At 61.9% G+C, this 13,830-nt stretch carries 13 protein-coding genes; 9 read left to right on the top strand and 4 right to left on the bottom strand.

Features of this window, described 5'->3' with window-relative positions; all coding sequences use genetic code 11:
* Positions 1-25: 25 nt before the first annotated feature.
* The 5 genes from RSO41_RS00310 to nanR all read left to right on the top strand — a co-directional run bounded on the left by RSO41_RS00310 (position 26) and on the right by nanR (position 5,109).
* Positions 26-1,027, top strand: a complete 1,002-nt coding sequence (locus RSO41_RS00310) for a sialic acid TRAP transporter substrate-binding protein SiaP (RefSeq protein WP_315616634.1) — start codon at positions 26-28, stop codon at positions 1,025-1,027.
* Between the two features lie 64 nt (positions 1,028-1,091).
* Positions 1,092-1,637, top strand: a complete 546-nt coding sequence (locus RSO41_RS00305; RefSeq protein WP_315616632.1) for a TRAP transporter small permease — start codon at positions 1,092-1,094, stop codon at positions 1,635-1,637.
* 23 nt (positions 1,638-1,660) lie between these two features.
* A complete protein-coding gene (locus RSO41_RS00300) occupies positions 1,661-3,040 on the top strand; it encodes a TRAP transporter large permease (protein WP_315616630.1) in 1,380 nt (459 codons plus the stop codon).
* Positions 3,041-3,147: 107 nt separating this feature from the next.
* Positions 3,148-4,260 (top strand): Ldh family oxidoreductase, encoded by a 1,113-nt coding sequence (locus RSO41_RS00295; protein ID WP_315616628.1) that lies wholly within the window; start codon positions 3,148-3,150, stop codon positions 4,258-4,260.
* A gap of 123 nt (positions 4,261-4,383) precedes the next feature.
* Positions 4,384-5,109 carry a transcriptional regulator NanR gene (gene nanR / locus RSO41_RS00290; protein WP_315616626.1) on the top strand — a complete coding sequence of 242 codons (726 nt, stop codon included), beginning with the start codon at positions 4,384-4,386 and terminating at the stop codon, positions 5,107-5,109.
* 19 nt (positions 5,110-5,128) lie between these two features.
* Here nanR and RSO41_RS00285 read toward each other — a convergent pair whose 3' ends face one another.
* From RSO41_RS00285 to RSO41_RS00270, 4 genes are read right to left on the bottom strand one after another with little or no spacing between them, the layout of a single operon-like run.
* Complete coding sequence (locus RSO41_RS00285) at positions 5,129-6,772, bottom strand: altronate dehydratase family protein (protein WP_315616624.1); 1,644 nt, start codon at positions 6,770-6,772, stop codon at positions 5,129-5,131.
* 42 nt (positions 6,773-6,814) lie between these two features.
* On the bottom strand, positions 6,815-7,801 hold the full coding sequence (locus tag RSO41_RS00280) for a zinc-binding alcohol dehydrogenase family protein (protein ID WP_315617578.1): 987 nt from the start codon (positions 7,799-7,801) through the stop codon (positions 6,815-6,817).
* Positions 7,802-7,844: 43 nt separating this feature from the next.
* Positions 7,845-8,696, bottom strand: a complete 852-nt coding sequence (locus tag RSO41_RS00275; RefSeq protein ID WP_315616622.1) for a fumarylacetoacetate hydrolase family protein — start codon at positions 8,694-8,696, stop codon at positions 7,845-7,847.
* 48 nt (positions 8,697-8,744) lie between these two features.
* The gene (locus tag RSO41_RS00270) at positions 8,745-9,494 is read right to left on the bottom strand and encodes an SDR family oxidoreductase (RefSeq protein ID WP_315616620.1); all 750 of its coding nucleotides are present in this window, start codon (positions 9,492-9,494) and stop codon (positions 8,745-8,747) included.
* A 277-nt stretch (positions 9,495-9,771) separates the two neighbouring features.
* Between RSO41_RS00270 and RSO41_RS00265 the strand changes: the two genes are divergently transcribed.
* The 4 genes from RSO41_RS00265 to RSO41_RS00250 are packed head-to-tail and all read left to right on the top strand — an operon-like array spanning position 9,772 to position 13,778.
* A complete protein-coding gene (locus RSO41_RS00265) occupies positions 9,772-10,509 on the top strand; it encodes a GntR family transcriptional regulator (RefSeq protein WP_315616618.1) in 738 nt (245 codons plus the stop codon).
* Positions 10,506-11,717, top strand: coding sequence for a D-mannonate dehydratase ManD (gene manD, locus RSO41_RS00260; RefSeq protein WP_315616616.1), 1,212 nt, complete (start codon positions 10,506-10,508; stop codon positions 11,715-11,717). The genes RSO41_RS00265 and manD overlap by 4 nt, the downstream gene beginning before the upstream one ends.
* Before the next feature lie 12 nt (positions 11,718-11,729).
* The gene (locus tag RSO41_RS00255) at positions 11,730-12,752 is read left to right on the top strand and encodes a Zn-dependent oxidoreductase (RefSeq protein WP_315616614.1); all 1,023 of its coding nucleotides are present in this window, start codon (positions 11,730-11,732) and stop codon (positions 12,750-12,752) included.
* Between the two features lie 57 nt (positions 12,753-12,809).
* Positions 12,810-13,778: a TRAP transporter substrate-binding protein gene (locus RSO41_RS00250; RefSeq protein WP_315616612.1), complete on the top strand. Its 969-nt coding sequence runs from the start codon at positions 12,810-12,812 to the stop codon at positions 13,776-13,778.
* Positions 13,779-13,830 lie beyond the last annotated feature (52 nt).

Genomic DNA, 13,830 nt, shown 5'->3' with positions numbered 1-13,830 from the left:
AATGTGAAGCCAGGAGAACAATTACATGCAGAACGCCAGCAATCGCCACAACAAGTTCCAGCGTTGGGTTTCCAGGTCTCTATTGTTGGCCGGTATCGGTGTTGCCGGACTGGCCAACGCGACCGAGACTCTCAATTTCGCCCACGTTTACGAGACATCCGAGCCCTATCATGAATGGGCACTATGGGCGGCCGATGAAATCGAGAAACGTACGGATGGGCGCTATCAGGTCGAAGTGCATCCGGCATCATCGCTGGGCAAGGAAGCGGATATCAACGAAGGGCTGAGCCTGGGTACGGTGGACCTGATCTATACCGGCAATCAGTTTGCGGCTCGTTCATACGGCCCCATCGGCATCGCCGGCGCGCCGTACATGTTCCGCGATTTCGATCATTGGCAGGCTTATGCCCACAGTGAGCTGTTCAAGGAGATTGCCCAAGGGTATCAGGATGCTACCGGCAATGTTCCGCTGGCCATGAACTACTATGGGAAACGGCATGTGACCTCGAACGAGCCGATCGAGAAACCGGCAGATATGCAGGATCTCAAGATCCGAACTCCCAATGCCCCCCTCTACATGATGTTCCCGGAAGCTGTCGGTGCCAATCCAACGCCTATTGCCTTCTCCGAGGTTTATCTCGCGCTACAACAGGGAGTGGTGGACGCCCAGGAGAATCCGCTGCCGACGATCAAGGCCAAGGCTTTCTATGAGGTTCAGGACACTATCAACCTGACAGGACATATCACTGACTCCTTGATCACTATTGCCGGTGGACCACTCTGGAATCGCTTGTCCAAAGAGGACCGAGAAATTTTCCGAGACGTCTATCAGGAAGCCGGAGAGAAAATCACCCAGGATATTCTGCAATCCGAGGAAGACCTGGTGGCTTGGTTCGAGGATCAGGGCGTGACCGTCAATGAGGTAGATGCGACTCCCTTCCGCGAGGCTGTCGTGCCCTTCCATAACGGCGAGAATGCGACTTGGACTCAAGAGACTTATGACCGCCTGCAGGCTCTCGGTTCCTAACGTCACGCTCTGCAAATGCGCCACCGTTCATGCCGTGTGTCGGTGGCGCCTCGAGGAGGCGGTCATGTCTGATCAATCGCATTCGCCCGACAATGATGATTTTCATATCATCGAAGAAGACAGCTTCGACTTCAGGAGCTATGCCGTCGAGGATTATGTAACTCTGGCGGTATTCTGGGTGCTAGCCCTGGATGTCTTCCTGCAGTTCTTCAGTCGCTATGTACTGGGCAACTCCCTTGCCTGGACCGAAGAGATGGCTCGTTACCTATTGATCGTGGTGGGGTTTCTCGGGGGAGCCATGGCGGTCAGGAAGTGCTCTCATATCGCCGTGGAGTTCTTTTATCGGTACATGCCGGAGGCCATGGCGCGCCTAACGTCGATCCTGGTCGATCTTGTGCGTATAGCGTTCTTTGGTATCGGCTCCTGGATCACTTATCGGCTTGCTGATCGTACTACCTCGATGATGGTGTCGGTGGATGTGCCAAAGAGCGTGATTTATTACCTGGTCATGGTCGGTTTCCTGATGATGTTGCTTCGTTCCATTCAAGTGGCCATCCGTCACTGGCGTGAAGGAACCAGCGAGTTGATCTTCTACGACGATGAGGCCTGATAACGATGTCTGGAGACACGCCCATGCCCGATGCTCTGGTCACTCGCCGGAGAGGTCGCCTGATTCCTCCTCTGATTGCCGTCTTGGCGGTTTCCGGCTGTATCGCCCTGGCCGTGTTCGGCCAGCACCTGATTTTCCTGTTCGCCGTGCTGTTCACCATGCTGGTACTTGGCGTCCCCATCGCCATGAGCCTGGCGGGTGCTTGTCTGTTGTATGTTTTCCTTACCGGCCGTGTACCTGATGTGGTCGTGGTGCATCGCATGGTCAATGGCATCGACAGCTTTCCCTTACTGGCGATTCCTTTTTTTATTCTGGCCGGCAACCTGATGAACAATGGGGGGATCACGACACGGATATTTGATTTTGCAAAAGCCCTTATGGGGTGGATGCGGGGAGGGCTTGGCCATGTCAACGTCGGGGCCAGCATTGTCTTTTCGGGCATGTCAGGTGCTGCGGTGGCCGATGCCGGGGGGTTGGGAACCATTGAGATAAAGGCGATGCGCGACGCCGGTTATGATCAGGAGTTCGCGGTAGGGATTACCGCGGCCTCTTCGACCATTGGCCCGATCATTCCTCCCAGCCTTCCCATGGTGATCTATGGTGTCATGGCTTCGGTATCGGTCGGACAGCTTTTTGCTGCTGGCCTGATTCCGGGACTGCTGATGGGTGTTGTGCTGATGGTGATGATTACCCTGTTGTCCCGACGGCGAGGGTATCCGCGTGATACGACCTTCGCATTGCGAGTGCTAGGTATTACCTTCGTCCGTGCCTTTCTCTCGTTGCTGACGCCGGTGATCATCGTCGGAGGTATCATCACGGGGGCTTTCACGCCTACCGAAGCGGCGATCGCGGCGGTGGTCTATGCACTCTTTCTTGGCGTCGTGGTCTATCGCACCCTGACCTGGCGGCGTCTGCTGCGGGTCAGCATGGAAACCATCGAGACGACTGCCGTGATCCTGTTGATCGTGGCCGGTGCGTCGATCTTTGCCTGGATCCTGACGAGCAACCAGGTGACGCAGCATGTGGTGACCCTGCTGGGCCCGTTCGCTGACAATCCTGTCGCCATGCTGTTGATCATCAATCTGGTGCTGATCGTGGTTGGCTGTTTCATGGAAACCATTGCCGCCATCACTATCCTGGTGCCGGTGCTTTTACCGGTGGCGGTGTCGGCCGGTGTGGATCCTGTGCATTTCGGGGTGATCATGGTACTTAACCTGATGATCGGCCTGCTGACCCCACCGGTGGGCATGGTGCTCTATGTACTGTCTCGGGTCTCGGGTATTTCCTTCGAGAAGTGCATGCGTGGCACCTTGCCGTTTCTGGTGCCGTTGGTGATCGCCTTGCTGCTGGTGACGTTCATCCCGGCGATCTCGCTGTGGCTTCCCACCCTCGTATATCGGTGAGTCGGCTCAGATAATTTTCCCGGCCCGACGGGTGTCCCGTCGCCCATCATTGGAAGGGTGGTGAGTCTTGTTTCCCCCTGTCCAGCACATGAAGTGAGACCCGATCGATGACGAACCCACGACATGGGGGCTGCTGCGTTGCGGTCAGCGACCTCGAACGCTTCATCCACCAGGCCCTTACGACCCGCGGGGCTGACGATGTCTCCGCCTCTGCCGTGACTCAGGCCCTGGTTACCGCCTCACGGATGGGTACCGACAGCCATGGACTGCGCCTGTTGCCCCACTATCTCAAGGTTCTCGCAGGGGGCAGGGTCAACGCCCGACCGGACATGCGCTTTTCCCGTCGCCTGCCTGCTACCGGTTATCTGGATGCCGATGATGGCTTCGGCCACTTGGCCGGCTACACGGCGATCGAGCATGGCGTGGCAATGGCGTGGGAGGTCGGGATCGGTGCCGTTGCAGTGGGCAATTCTTCGCACTTTGGTGCCGCCGGCTGTTACGCCCTGGCGGCCGCTGAGCAGGGCATGATTGGTCTGGTGGTGTGCAACTCCGACCCCTTTGTGCTGTTGCACGGCAGTCGGTCGCCATTCCATGGCACCAACCCTATCGCCTTTGCTGCACCCGTGGACGGGCATGCCCCCTATCTACTGGACATGGCCACCAGTTCGATTCCCTGGAATCGGGTCCAGCAATACGGTGCCATCGGTCGTGATTTACCTTCCGATGTGGCGGCTGACGAGCTGGGCCGAATGACCTTACGCCCACAGGAGGTCAGTGCCTTGTTGCCGTTGGGGGGGGCCGAGTTTGGCTTCAAGGGTGCGGGGCTGGCGGGAGTCGTCGAGATTCTCAGTTCAACGTTGTCCGGAATGCTCAACGGCTTCCGTCTCCTGCCCATGGGGGGAAACGACCTGGCTACGCCTCGGGGGGTTGGCCATTTCTTCCTGGTCATGAACCCCGATGCCTTCATCGACAGCAGCGTCTTCCAGCGTTGTCTTCATGAATATCTGGAGGACCTGCGTGCCCGGCCGGCTGCTGACGGACGGGAGGTGCTGGCGCCGGGCGACCGTGAGTGGCGTTGTTGGCAACATCGTGATCGTGATGGCATCCCGCTGGATGAGGCCAACCAGGCTGACTTCCGGCACCTGGCAGAGGTGCTCGGTATTGATGCCTTGGATGAATATTCACCAGCAGCAGAGCACGGACCTGATGCAGTAAGATAGAGGCAAGATGGCACATCCCTGAAGGAAGCGCTGAACAAGTCGGCGGATGGAGCAAGGCCGTACAGACATTTGTGCAGGGTTTCCTGAGGTGTGCCGAACCAGGTTCAGTGAAGAGAGACGTCGATGAGCAGATATCGGGTTGAGCGCAAAACCTTGTCTGAGCAGGTGGCCGAGCAATTGGAGACGGAGATTCTGGAAGGGCGGCTCCAGGAGAATGACCAGTTGCCCTCGGAGCGCGAGCTGATGGAGCAATTCGGTGTCGGGCGCCCGGCGGTGAGGGAGGCGTTGTTCTATCTTCAGCAACTGGGCCTGGTGGCTATCAATAGTGGAACCCGGGCTCGGGTGATACGACCCACGGCTGAGGCGGTCATGGCACGGCTATCGGGCGTTACTCGGCAACTGCTAGCCAGGCCTGAGGGGCAACAATATTTTCAGGAGGCGCGGGCCATGTTCGAGATTTCGCTGGCTCGCCATGCCGCTCTCCATGCGACCGAAGACGACCGGGCCAGGTTGCGTGACGCGCTCGAGGTCAATCGTGAAGCCTTGGGGGACGAGGCTGGCTTCAAGCGTTCGGACAATGACTTCCATGGCGTGTTGGCCAGCATCGGGCGTAATCCTATTTTCGATGCCATCCATGATGCACTGTCCGAGTGGCTCGATGATCGTCGTGCTCTCGCTCTGCAGCGTGAAGGCGAGGATCAGGCGGCATTACAGGCACATGTCGAGATCGTCGAAGCCATAGAGTCTGGAGATCCTGATGCCGCTGAAGCGGCGATGCGGCGCCATCTCGACCGCCACTATGGCACCTATCGGCAGTTGAAGGAGCGCCTGACTCGGGTACACGAATGATCGTCATGGGCCGGCTTCCCTACAGCGAGACGCCGCGCTTCCAGGGGATGAAATCATGCTGGGCGAGACGCACCGCCCGGGCTCGGTAGCGGCCGGAGGCGGTGTCGATGCACAGTCTGAGCAGGTCGTTGGCCAGCTCGCCGATCTCGGCGTCGCCACGAATGATGGGGCCGGCATCGAAATCGATGACGTCCGGCATGCGACTCGCCAGCTCGCTGTTGCTGGAGATCTTCAGCACCGGGGCAATGGGGTTGCCGGTCGGCGTTCCCAGACCGGTGGTGAACATGACCAGGTTGGCGCCGGTGCCCACCAGGGCGGTGGTCGATTCCACGTCATTGCCTGGGGTGCACAATAGGTTGAGTCCCTTGCGATGCAATGGCTGGGTGTAGTCGAGGACATCTACTACGGGACTGTCGCCTCCCTTCTTGGCGGCGCCGGCGGACTTCATGGCATCGGTGATCAGGCCGTCACGTATGTTGCCCGGCGAAGGGTTCATGGAGAAATTCGCCCCCACCGCTGCGGCATGGTGCTGGTAGGCGTCCATCAGGGTGGTGAAGCGTTCGGCCACCCGTTCGTCACGGCAGCGTGCCAGCAGCTCGTGTTCCACGCCGCACAGCTCGGGGAATTCACTGAGGATGCCGCTGCCACCCAGCGCCACCAGGCGGTCGATGACGGCGCCGACCAGCGGGTTGGCCGACAGGCCGGAGAAGCCGTCGGAGCCTCCGCACTCGACACCTATGGTCAGCTCCGAGAGTGGGGCGGGGGCTCTTGTGATGCGGTTAGCCTCGGTCAGGCCGTCGAAGATGGTGGACAGCGCTTCGCGTATCAGGGCTTCCTCGCTGGCGCTGGCCTGCTGCTCGAGATAATGCACCGGGCGCAGCCCCTGGGGGGCACGCTCGGCGATGGCGGTCTGCAGCAGCTCGATCTGGGCCTTCTGGCAACCCAGGCTGAGCACCGTGGCCCCTGCCACGTTGGGGTGGCAGATATAGCCGGCCAGCAGCTGGCACAGCGCCTGGGCGTCATCGTCTGTGCCCCCGCAGCCCAGGCTGTGGGTCAGGAAACGAACGCCATCGACATTGGGAAAGGGAGGCGCTGTGGTGGCGGTTGCCTCATCGTTTGACTCCATTCTGCCATGCAGAAGCTCCCGAGCCATGCGTTTGTAGTCGCGATAAGGGTCATCGCCGAGGGCATCGGCGACGCTCTGGCGCAGCACCTCGATGTTGCGGTTCTCGCAGAACACTAGTGGCACCACCAGCCAGATATTGGCCGTGCCGACTCGGCCGTCGGGGCGATGGTAGCCCTCGAAGGTCTGGCCCTGGAAGGCGTCGACATCAGGGGCATCCCAATGATCACGGTGGCCCGAGGGTGGGGTGGTGTTAGTCGAGTGTTCGAGGTTGTCAGTAGTGAGGGATTCCCCTTCCGCGATTGCCCGGGTGGCACGGCCCACGGTGACGCCGTACATAACCACGGGGTCGCCTGCGGCCAGTGCCCGAAGGCTGAACTTGTGTTTGTGCCGGACGGGGGCTGCCAAGCGGATGCGTCGCCCGTCGTCGTCGATCTCGCTGCCGACGGGCAGGTCCTTGAGTGCCACGCGCACGTTGTCGGCGGCATGCACCCGCAGGCTGGCCCGCTGACCACTATCGCTGACGATGGTTCGGTTCATGAGGCTGGCTCCTGTTCGGTGGCGCAGAGGATGGGAAAAGGGTCAGTCGAGAATGATCATGGCCTTGATGACACCACTGGCTGGTTCGCACCACTTCGGCATCAACTGCGGCACTTCTTCGAGGCGTCCGCGGTGGGTGATCATGGCGTCGCTCCGCAGTTCGCCGTTCTCCATCAACCGTGTGACCGTTGCAAAGTCCTCGCGGGTGGCATTACGGCTGCCCAGCAGGGTGAGTTCCTTCTTGTGGAAGTCGGGGTCGTGGAAGCGAATGTCGGCCTTGACGATGCTGACCAGCACGTAGCGGCCGCCGTGGCCAACGAAGTTAAAGCCTGCCTCCATGGCGTGCGGGTTACCGGTGGCATCGAAGACCACATCGGCGAGGGCGCCGCCGGTCATGGCCTCGAGCTCGCCTTCGACATCATCCTCGCCAGGTCGGAGAGTACGCTCGGCCCCCAGCACGTTGCGACAGAAGGCCAAGCGTTCGGGGTTGGTATCGGTTACCACTGTCCGCGCGCCGCGGCTGCGTGCAATCTGCAGGATGCCCATGCCGATTGGTCCAGCCCCGGCGATCACTGCCAGCTTGTCGCGGTCGATTTCGCTACGTCGCACCGCATGGGCTCCGATGGCCAGACATTCGATCAAAGCCAGTTGTTCTGATGACAGGCGTGATGAGGTGACCAGGTGCTCTATGGGCACCACCAGGAAATCGGCCATGCCCCCGTCTCGATGTACACCGACTACTTCCATACTCTGGCAGCAGTTGGTGTGGCCACGGCGGCAAGCATGGCACTCGCCACAGTGAAGGTAAGGAATCACGTAAGCGTTCTGGCCGATAAGGGCAGGGTCGCCGCCCTCGCCGACGGTGGCGACCTCGCCGGCTAGTTCATGGCCAAGTACTCGAGGGTAAGTGAAGTAGGGCTGTTGGCCGCCGAATGCATGGATATCGGTCCCACAGACGCCGACACGCCGGATTCTGACCAGCGCATCGCCTGGCCCGCATTCTGGGCGCGGGATATCGCTGACTGCCATTTGGCCCGGGCTGGTACACGTGACGACTCGCATGGAGGCCTCCTCAGCTGTCGGGTTCGGCTACCACGGACTGGCATTGTTCGCCGAGCCCTTCGATCCCCAGGTGCATGCGCTGGCCGGGCTTGAGGTAAATCGGTGGCTGCTGCCCCATCCCTACCCCTGGCGGGGTGCCGGTGGAGATGACGTCACCCGGCTGCAGACTCATGAAACGGCTGAGATAGCTGATCAAGTAGGGCACGCGATAGACCATGGTGCGGGTACTGCCGTTCTGATAGCACCGACCATCGACCTCAAGCCACATCGCCAGATCGTGTGGGTCGCCGACTTCATCGGGCGTTACCAGCCAGGGACCTAGCGGGCCGAAGGTGTCGCATCCCTTGCCCTTGTCCCAGCTGCCGCAACGCTCCAGTTGGAACTCTCGCTCCGAGACATCATTGACCACGCAGAAGCCCGCGACGTGTGACATGGCGTCGGCCTCGTCGATATAACGGCCGTCCTTGCCGATCACCACGCCTAGCTCGACTTCCCAGTCGGTCTTGTGCGAGCCGCGGGGAATGATGACGTCGTCGTCGGGGCCGCAGATGGCACTGGTCCACTTGTTGAAGATCACCGGTTCGGAGGGCACATCAGCACCCGTTTCGGCGGCATGGTCGGAATAGTTGAGACCGATGCAGATGAACTTGCCGACGCGACCCACACAGGGACCGAGTCGGGTGTCGGCATGCACCGCGGGCAAGGTCGTCGGATCGAGCTTGGCCAATGCCGACACGGCGTCACGGCTCAAATGATGGCCGGAGAGGTCGGAGACATGCGCCGAGAGATCGCGTATCACGCCGTCTGCATCCAGCAGGCCGGGCCTCTCGTGACCGGCGGGGCCGAATCGAAGCAGCTTCATGGACGTTGGTTCCTCCTGTTTGAGTAGTCGAGGAGCGAGATGATGGGGTCAGGCGAGCCAGCCACCGTCGATGATCTGGGCAGTGCCTGTGGTATAGGCGGATTCATCGGCGGCCAGAAAAGCCGCCAGGGCAGCAATTTCTTCCGGGGTACCCAATCTCCCTTGTGGCTGTCGAGCGAGGAAATCGCGATGGACATCGGCTTCGTCGCGTCCTTGCTGTCGTGCCTGGTCGCGGATGCGCTCGCGTAGTGACGGTGAATCCACGGTACCAGGACAGATCGCGTTGCAGCGGATGCCCCGGCCAACGTAGTCGACGGCCACCGAGCGGGTCAGGCCGATGACCGCGGCCTTGGTGGTGCCGTAGGCGAAACGATCGGGGACGCCTTTCAGGCTGGAGGCGACGGAAGCCATGTTGACGATACTGCCGTTGCCAGCTTCCAGCATCCCGGGCAGGAAGGCTCGGATCATGTGGTACATGGCGGTGACGTTCAATGACAGCGACCTTTCCCAGTCGGCTTCGTCACACTCCAGCAGTGAACCGGTGTGCACATAGCCGGCACAGTTGAACAGTACGTCCAGCGTCGGTAGATCGGCGGACAACGCCTTGATGGCGGCTGTGTCCCTGACGTCCAGGCACCGAGTCTCGACGTTGTCGGTCGCGGCCAGTTCCTCCAGCTTGTCGGTGTCGAGGTCGGTAGCAATTACTCGGGCCCCTTCGGCTGCGAAGCGCAGAGCGGTGGCGCGGCCAATTCCCTGGGCTGCAGCGGTGACCAGGGCCGTCTTGTCTCTGAGTCGCATAGCGGTTCCGGTTGCTGTCATGGCACTTCTCGGCATCATTGTTTGATTGTATGAAAGGTTGACAGTCATTCCGAGTATGGCGCACCGAGTGGCTATTGCCAATGATGAGAGGAAAGGGGCAGGAGTCGGGAGGCTAGCACAAGCGAAGCGGCGCGATTTAAAGCCCACTCCACCAAAGTCTAAGGTGAGAGCACTTTTTGTTTTATTGCCATACTACCATACTAGTCATATCAGAAAGGCGACGACCGGGATCGCGCCGTCGCATCGGGGGAAATGCATGAACAAGACACTGCAAGCGTTATGGCAGGAAACGCGGGATGGCGACTCGGTTCGCCAGCGGCTCTATCAGGTGCTTCGCCAGTCGATCATTCGCATGGTGCTGGCGCCGGGGCAGGCACTGTCGGAGAAGGAGCTCGCCGACACCTTTTCGGTGAGCCGCCAGCCGGTCCGCGAGGCCTTCATCCGGCTGTCCGAGGCGGGGCTGGTCGAGGTGCGTCCGCAGCGGGGTACCTTCGTGGTCAAGATCTCGCAGCAGGCGGTGCTCGAGGCTCGCTTCGTGCGTGAGGCGGTGGAGGTGGCCGTGGCGCGCGAGGCCGCGACTCGCGGACTGGGCCGGCCGGTGCTCGCCGAGCTGCGCGAGTTGATCGAGCGCCAGCGGCGCTGCATCGAGCCGGACGATCATGACCGCTTCTTCCTGCTCGACGAGGATTTCCATCGCGCCTTGTCGCTGGGTATCGGCCAGCAGGCCGCCTGGAAGGTGACCGAGGAGGTCAAGGCGCAGCTCGATCGCGTGCGTTACCTGAGCGTTCCCGAGAGTACGCCCCTCGACAAGCTGATCGCTCAGCACGAGGCCATTGTCGACGCCATCGAGCGGCACGATAGCGAAGCCGCGGCCGAGGCGATGCGTGTTCACCAGAGCGAGATCCAGGAGTCGCTTCCTGATCTGGTGCGCCGCTTTCCCGAGATGTTCCAGTCCGCCCAGACACCAGCGCTCGCCGAGGAGACCCAGGCATGAAGATCGAACGGGCCTATACGATTGTCACCGCGCCTGGACGCAACTTCGTCACCCTCAAGATCGTGACCGACGAAGGCGTCTACGGCATCGGCGATGCCACCCTCAACGGTCGCGAGCAGGCGGTGGTCGCCTATCTCGAGGAACACGTGATTCCCGCCCTGATCGGCCGCGACCCTCAGCGCATCGAGGATATCTGGCACTACCTCTATCGCGGTGCCTACTGGCGGCGGGGGCCGGTGACCATGAGCGCCATCGGTGCCGTGGACATGGCACTGTGGGACATCAAGGCCAAGGCCGCCGGCATGCCGCTGTACCAGTTGTTGGGTGGCAAGAGTCGCGAGCGGGTGATGGTCTATGGCCATGCCACCGGCAAGGACATCGAGGCCTGCCTCGACGAGGTCGCCCGGCATGTCGAGGAAGGCTACCGCGCGGTGCGGGTGCAGGCCGGGGTGCCGGGCATCGCCAGCATCTATGGCGTGGCCAAGAAGCCCGGTGAGCGCTACGAGCCCGCCGATGCCGACCTGCCGGCCGAGCATGTCTGGAACACCGCCAAGTACCTCAACCATGCGCCCAAGCTGTTCGCCGCCGTGCGCGAGCGCTTCGGCGACGACCTGCATGTGCTGCACGACGTCCACCACCGGTTGACGCCCATCGAGGCGGCGCGGCTGGGCAAGGAGGTCGAGCCTTTCCACCTGTTCTGGCTGGAGGACTGCGTGCCGGCGGAGAACCAGGAGAGCTTCCGGCTGATCCGCCAGCACACCACCACGCCGCTGGCGGTGGGCGAGGTCTTCAACAGCCTGTACGACGCCAAGACGTTGATCGAGAACCAGTGGATCGACTACATCCGCGCGACCCTCACCCATGCCGGCGGCATCACCCACATGCGGCGACTGGCCGACCTGGCCGGGCTCTATCACGTGCGCACCGGCTTCCATGGTCCCACCGACCTGTCGCCGGTGTGCCTGGGGGCGGCGATCCACTTCGATACCTGGGTGCCCAATTTCGGCATCCAGGAGTACATGCCCCACGAAGATGTCACCAATGAGGTCTTCCCCCACGATTACCGCTTCGAGGATGGCCACTTCCTGGTCGGCGAGACGCCGGGGCACGGCGTCGACATCGACGAGCAGGCGGCCGCCAAGTATCCCTATCGCCGTGCCAGCCTGCCGGTCAACCGGCTCGAGGACGGCACCCTGTGGCACTGGTAACGAGGTAAGCCGATGAAAGCCTTTCAGGTAAACGCGCCCCAGGACTATCGCCTGGTCGACACCGTGGCTCCCGAGGCCGCACCCGGCGAGGTGCTGGTGAAGGTAGCCTTCGCCGGGATCTGTGGCTCCGACATGCATATCATCCACGGCGACAATGCCTTCGTGCGCTTTCCCCGCATTACCGGCCACGAGTTTGCCGGCCTGGTCGAGGCCGTGGGCGAGGGCGTCGAGGAGGTGAGCGTCGGGGACCAGGTCTGCATCGACCCGGTGATCAACTGCGGCCACTGCTATCCCTGCCGCATCGGCCGCCCCAACGTCTGCACGGCGCTGGAGGTGATCGGTGTGCATCGCAACGGCGGTTTCGAGGAGCGGGTCAATGTGCCGGCCGGCAATGTGCACCGGCTGCCCGAAGGGCTGAGCCTGGATGCCGCGGCACTGGTCGAGCCCTACACCATTGCCTGCAATGTTCTCGACCGCATGCAGCCCCACCCGGGCGATCGCCTGTTGATCCTCGGCGCCGGGGTGATCGGCCTGACCATCCTGCAGATGGCTCGTGCCCAGGGCATCGAGGACATCACCGTCAGCGACGTCATCGATGCCCGTCTGGACACTGCCCGGGAGCTGGGGGCCACCCGCACGCTCAACGGGGCGGAGCAGGACGTCGAGGCCGAGGTCGCGGCGTTGACCGGCGGGGAGGGCATGCCGTTGATCGCCGATGCTGCCTGCGTGCCGGCTCTGCTGCCGCAGATGCTGCGCATGGCCTCGCCGGCGGGGCGCATCGGCCTGCTCGGCTTCAACCCCACCCCCAGCGACCTGGTGCAGCTGGAGGTGATCAAGAAGGAGCTGACCCTGGTCGGTTCGCGTCTCAACAACCGCAAGTTTCCGGAAGTGATCGACCTGATGGCATCCGGGCGGCTCGATCCGCTGGCGCTGGTCAGCCATCGCCTGCCCTTCGACGACATGCCCGATGCCATCCAGATGATCGATCAGCATCCCGAAAGGGCCCGCAAGGTACTGATTCAGATCGGTGCCTGACGGACGTGCACGCAAGCAAGCCAACAACACACAACGCAAGTGCCAGGAGACAACGCCATGATCAAACGACTCGTGACCAGCGCCGTTCTGGGCGCCGCCATTCTCGGCAGCCAGGCCGGCCTGGCCGCTGACTTCACGCTGAAATTCGGCCATTTGGCCAATGAAGAAAATATCTGGCACCAGGCCGCCGTGAAATTCAAGGAAGAAGTGGAAGCCAATTCCGACGGTCGCATCGAGGTGCAGCTCTACCCCAATGAGCAGCTCGGGGCCGAGATGGATGTCATCAACAGCATCCAGCTGGGCACCGCGGACATGACCATCACCGGCGAGAGCTTGCAGAACTGGGCACCCAAGGCGGCGATGATGGCGGTGCCCTATGCCTTCCGCGACTCCGAACACCTGGAGCAGGCGGTCGAGGGCGAGATCGGCGAGGAGATCGAGGCCCAGATCACCGAGCGTGCCAACCTGGTGCCCCTGGCCTGGTTCGAGCGCGGTCCGCGGCACCTGACCTCCAATCGTCCGATCGAGAAGCCCGAGGATCTCGACGGCCTTCGCCTGCGGGTACCCAACGTGCCGCTGTTCGTGGATACCTGGGAGGCGCTGGGGGCCCGCCCCACGCCCATGGCCTTCAGCGAGGTCTTTACCTCCCTGCAGCAGAACACCATCGAGGGGCAGGAGAACCCGCTGAGCCTGATCGAGAGCGCCAGCTTCGATGAGGTCCAGGACTACGTGAACCTCACCGGCCATGTGCGTAGCTGGATCTACGTGGTGATCGGCAAGGACAAGCTCGACAGCATGCCGGAGGACCTGCAGCAGGTGGTCTTCGAGGCGGCCGATACCATGCAGGCCCATGAGGCGGACCTCTTCGCCGAGGACGAGGAGCGCCTGCGTCAGGATCTCGAGGAGCGTGGCATGGAGTTCGTCGAGGTGGATACCGACGCCTTCGCCGAGCAGGCCCGCCCCGCGGTGCTCGATTCCCTCAATGAAGAGCAGCGCAAGCTGTTCGAGGCCATCCAGGCGCTGTGATGCCGCTACCGGGCGAGCCCCGCCGGGGTTCGCCCACTCGCCGATGAGTGCC

The sequence above is a fragment of the Halomonas sp. I1 genome (assembly GCF_032334135.1).
GTDB lineage: Bacteria > Pseudomonadota > Gammaproteobacteria > Pseudomonadales > Halomonadaceae > Halomonas.
The sequence above is the reverse complement of the archived record's forward strand: the minus strand, read 5'-3'. Positions and strand labels throughout refer to the sequence as shown.

Bases quoted from the DNA above. Each gene is read 5' to 3' on its own strand.
- RSO41_RS00310 (WP_315616634.1), top strand. From the start codon at position 26: ATGCAGAACGCCAGCAATCGCCACAACAAGTTCCAGCGTTGGGTTTCC.
- RSO41_RS00305 (WP_315616632.1), top strand. From the start codon at position 1,092: ATGTCTGATCAATCGCATTCGCCCGACAATGATGATTTTCATATCATC.
- RSO41_RS00300 (WP_315616630.1), top strand. From the start codon at position 1,661: ATGCCCGATGCTCTGGTCACTCGCCGGAGAGGTCGCCTGATTCCTCCT.
- RSO41_RS00295 (WP_315616628.1), top strand. From the start codon at position 3,148: ATGACGAACCCACGACATGGGGGCTGCTGCGTTGCGGTCAGCGACCTC.
- nanR (WP_315616626.1), top strand. From the start codon at position 4,384: ATGAGCAGATATCGGGTTGAGCGCAAAACCTTGTCTGAGCAGGTGGCC.
- RSO41_RS00285 (WP_315616624.1), bottom strand. From the start codon at position 6,772: ATGAACCGAACCATCGTCAGCGATAGTGGTCAGCGGGCCAGCCTGCGG.
- RSO41_RS00280 (WP_315617578.1), bottom strand. From the start codon at position 7,801: ATGGCAGTCAGCGATATCCCGCGCCCAGAATGCGGGCCAGGCGATGCG.
- RSO41_RS00275 (WP_315616622.1), bottom strand. From the start codon at position 8,696: ATGAAGCTGCTTCGATTCGGCCCCGCCGGTCACGAGAGGCCCGGCCTG.
- RSO41_RS00270 (WP_315616620.1), bottom strand. From the start codon at position 9,494: ATGCGACTCAGAGACAAGACGGCCCTGGTCACCGCTGCAGCCCAGGGA.
- RSO41_RS00265 (WP_315616618.1), top strand. From the start codon at position 9,772: ATGAACAAGACACTGCAAGCGTTATGGCAGGAAACGCGGGATGGCGAC.
- manD (WP_315616616.1), top strand. From the start codon at position 10,506: ATGAAGATCGAACGGGCCTATACGATTGTCACCGCGCCTGGACGCAAC.
- RSO41_RS00255 (WP_315616614.1), top strand. From the start codon at position 11,730: ATGAAAGCCTTTCAGGTAAACGCGCCCCAGGACTATCGCCTGGTCGAC.
- RSO41_RS00250 (WP_315616612.1), top strand. From the start codon at position 12,810: ATGATCAAACGACTCGTGACCAGCGCCGTTCTGGGCGCCGCCATTCTC.